This is a genomic window from Gordonia sp. BP-119, assembly GCF_016924115.1.
Taxonomy (GTDB): Bacteria; Actinomycetota; Actinomycetes; order Mycobacteriales; family Mycobacteriaceae; genus Gordonia; species Gordonia hongkongensis.
The window spans coordinates 1-2,700 of sequence record NZ_JAFFZF010000087.1 but is presented as its reverse complement, the minus strand read 5'-3'; the positions used below and the strand labels follow the sequence as shown (position 1 = coordinate 2,700).

Here is a 2,700-nt window from a genome sequence, read left to right as displayed (position 1 = left end):
ACGCCACGCTGTCCCCGGTCACCCCCGCCCGCACCCAACCCACCTACGTGGCCCCCAGCAACAACGACGCCGACCAGCGGCGGACCGCCCAGCGCCCGGCACCAGCCGAGGACACCCGAGCAGACGCCGCCACGACCGGCACCCGCGGCGGAAATAAAACGGACGCAGCCGAACCCGATCGACCCGTCGAGACCACCGCGAGTGTCGCGGTGGTGTATCCGGCTACGCACCCCGGCAACGGGTATCGGCCCACCGCGTCGTGTGCTGATTTCGTGCGGGTGCGGGACGGATATTGCACCGAACCCGGCTGCACCCGTTCAGCGTTCGCGTGCGATCTCGATCACGTCACCGAGTACGACCACACCGACCCCGCCCGGGGTGGGGCGACGTCGAGTGAGAACCTCAACGCAAAATGCCGTCCCGGTCACCTGTTCAAAACCCACGGGGACTGGGTCGATGTGCAATACCGCGACGACGACGGACGCCTGGTCACCGAATACGAGACCCCCGAAGGGGTCACCCTGCCCGGCGACGCCGAAACCCTGGAAGACACCTTCCCCAACCTGCGGCGTATCCGGTTCGAACAAGCCGCCCAAGCCCCACCCACCCCACGGGTGATCACCGCCGTCAACCCGGAGCGCACGCACAGCCGACTGGACGCCAAACTGGCCCGCCGGCGACAAGAACGCGCCCGAAACAAGCGAGCCCGCGAAGAACTCGACCGGTTGGACCCACCCCCGTTCTGACAAACACGAGCGTTCCCCTGATCGGGTGAAAACTAGCCGGTAACTTGTCCTTCTTCCTTGCGGCTGCGAACATTTGACGTGGTTTCACGATCGTGGAGACCGAATCAAACATGCCAATGGCCGGTGATCAGGTCGGCGGCGGGGGCAAGGGCGGGAAGACATGAACGGATTTCGACGGACGCTGCGCGCGTCCACGGTGGGTTGCGCGCTGTGCCTCGGCATGGTCGTACCGACTGCACTGCCCACAACCGCGTCGGCCGCGCCGGTGATTTCGGCCGAGACCCTGGCCACCATCGAGGGACTGAACGACGACGGCGTGTTCCGACCCGCGGAACCCGACGACGGGCTCGGTCCGGACTGGCTGTCGACGACGTTCCCTCATGTCAACGGGGACACAATCGTGGTAGTGACCCCCGGAACCGACGACGGCACCCTGTTCCCGCGCATCAGGGGACTCCGTGCCGGTCGTCAGGTCTTGGTCATCGAGTACCCCGAAGCACTAGGCCCCATTGTCTCGGGCCGGTCCGGCGCAGTTCTGCCGCTCTTCGCCCCGAGTTACGACGCCTCTCGGGATGTCGCCGTCGACAACAACCTCAAAGTCATGCGGGCGTTCGCACAGCAGACCGAGGGGCAGCCGTACGTCGTCTACACCGGCTACTCGCAAGGCGCCGAAGCCCTGGGCAATGCTGCGGAGATCGCGGTCGGTCAGCCGAACGGGATCGACGTCGACAACTCGACGATCCTGCTCATCTCCGATCCGCGGAGCCCGTGGGGCCTGAAGGCGTGGGCCGACAACAACGTCGTCGGTTCAGTGTTCGAACTGTTCGGCGCCGAGAGCAACGGAGCCCGCGATCCCGGCGCCACCGGCGACGATCTCCCCGTGGTTTCCGTCATCGTGGTCGGCGATCCGGTTGCCAACTTCCAGTGGCGAACGCTCAGGCCGGTGAGTTCCCTGCTCGTCAACGCGGCCGGCTTCATCGCGATCCATTCGGGCCTGGGCGAAGAGAACTACGGCAATCTCATCGACTACACCACAGCGCCGACGACGATGAAAAGCCGCGACGGCAATACGACGTACGTCGTCTATCAGCCGAAACACCACCCGCTCACGTTGGTCGCGATGATCCTCAACGACGCGGTGGGCATCGAACCGAGCGCTGCCGATCTCGAGCGGTGGGACGCGGTCAACAACGCTTTCTACCCGCTGGTGACGCCGACCGAGTCGAACGCCGCGGTGCCGGTGGAGTCTTCGTCGACCGACGACGAGGACGCGGTCACCGCGCGTCTCGCGGAACCGGCGGACCTGGGCGAACCGCTGACCGAGTCGCCCGCGCCAGCCGAGATCGAGAGCTCTGACGCCCCCGCCGAGGTGACCCCGTCCGGAGGACGCCATCGCGCACCCGAGAACGAGAACGCAGACTCGGACACAACTCCGGAATCGACCCCGTCTGAGGGCGGGCGGCACCGCCTCACCGGCAGCGGACGGCACTCCGCAGAGCCCGAGTCGGAGGACTCGGAGCCGTCTGACACAAGCTCCGATGCCGACACATCGACTCCGGCCGAGTACACCTCAGACGTGTCAGACACCGATAGTGACACCTCGTCTGATTCGAGCGACGCCGAGTCCGGTGCGGCAGCCTGACAGCTGAAAGCCGACCGACGAAAACGTATCCAACGTCCCTACCGAGCCACTTGGCGGTCGCGCCGGCTCCTCGCCTCTCGGCGGAGCCGCCGACAAGTCCAGCGCGGGGCCGAGCAATCACCCCCTCGACCCCGCGCTGGTCGAACTAGCAGCCGGCCGCTGGTTGAACCGGCAACGAGCCGCCACCCCAGCTGGTTGAGCCGGCAACGAGCCGCTGGGCGAGCCGCCCACTCCCAGCTGGTTGAGCCGGCAACGAGCCGCCCACCCCCCGCTGGTTGAGCCGGCACCGAGCCGCTGGGCGAGCCGCCCACC

Annotated in this window: 2 protein-coding genes; both read left to right on the top strand. The window is 67.0% G+C overall.

Going from position 1 to position 2,700, the window contains the following annotated elements:
- Positions 1-746, top strand: a 746-nt coding sequence (locus tag JW364_RS23900; RefSeq protein ID WP_205334544.1) for an HNH endonuclease signature motif containing protein, incomplete at its 5' end; no start/stop codon positions are given.
- A gap of 160 nt (positions 747-906) precedes the next feature.
- The gene (locus JW364_RS23895) at positions 907-2,388 is read left to right on the top strand and encodes a PE-PPE domain-containing protein (protein WP_065631732.1); all 1,482 of its coding nucleotides are present in this window, start codon (positions 907-909) and stop codon (positions 2,386-2,388) included.
- The last annotated feature ends 312 nt before the right edge of the window (positions 2,389-2,700 follow it).